Raw genomic sequence first — 1,090 nt, forward strand, 5'->3', positions numbered from 1 at the left:
ATCGTTAAACCCAAGAAAAATCAGACCCTTCTTTCCCCTCCCTCGTATTTCACTCATTTTAATTTTTTGACATATACATCGCTGCTATGCGTAGAATAGAAAACCGTACGTGAGGTTCTCCCTCATACGGCTTTCCGATGTTCTTCTTTCTTTGGCATTATATCTTTGGCACAAAGATATAATGTTTGCCGAAGTTCTCGAGCTTTTACATTGATGTAGTTAGCTGGTTCTCACTCTTACCTCCTCCGACTCCCCCTTTGCAGTCCACCACTTCGCTTATGCTAATAAGTTTTCTCTCTCCAGTTCTGAACACCGCTTTCTCAGCATACCGTCCTCCGTACCCCGAGGGATTCTTCGATGCTGCGTTCCAAATTTCTTCACATCTTCCATGCTCTTCGCCTATATTCTTCAGGTTCGACTTCCCTTTGTCCTATTTCTAGGGCATGCTTGACAAAGCGGCAAGATTTACTTTATGTTACAGTCTGCTGATTCGCTCGCACTTCTACTAGAAGTTACTTTGTCACAGGGCTTCAACCTTAGGATTTCTCCACAAGTTGCCTGTCAGCTACTAGGCGTTCTTACCTAGACTGGACTTTCACCACTAAGCAGAACACAGCATGATCGCTACTTGCTTCTCCTTTTATTTTAAACCTTGCACGTGACAGAAAAGGGCCCTGACTGCTTCTATGCATGATCAGATGCTCTCGTCTATTAAAAAACAAGGGCTTTTATGTCGTTTTTTTAACTTGTTCATAATGAACGAGAAAACTCGCGTACTTTTTAATTTACATTTTTATATTTTTATATTAATTTATCAAGATTAAGTGTTGACGTATTATAAAATAAAGATTACAATAAGTTTGTGATTAATTCATATATCCTAATTAAAAGATTTATGAAAAAATCAATTAAAAAAATATAAAAAATTTGGGGGTTCTTAATTATGAGAATTAATACTAACATCAACAGTATGCGTACGCAAGAGTACATGCGTCAAAGTCAAGAAAAAATGAACACTGCTATGAACCGTTTATCAAGCGGTAAACGTATTAACAGTGCAGCTGACGATGCAGCTGGTTTAGCAATCGCT

The 1,090-nt window shown here is 38.3% G+C and carries 1 protein-coding gene; it reads left to right on the forward strand.

Going from position 1 to position 1,090, the window contains the following annotated elements; genetic code table 11:
* Positions 1-943 precede the first annotated feature (943 nt).
* Positions 944-1,090, forward strand: a 147-nt coding sequence (locus tag Q9306_RS24490) for a flagellin N-terminal helical domain-containing protein (protein ID WP_489670935.1), incomplete at its 3' end; no start/stop codon positions are given.

Source organism: Bacillus multifaciens (assembly GCF_030756675.1).
In the GTDB taxonomy this organism is placed as follows: Bacteria; Bacillota; Bacilli; order Bacillales; family Bacillaceae_G; genus Bacillus_A; species Bacillus_A multifaciens.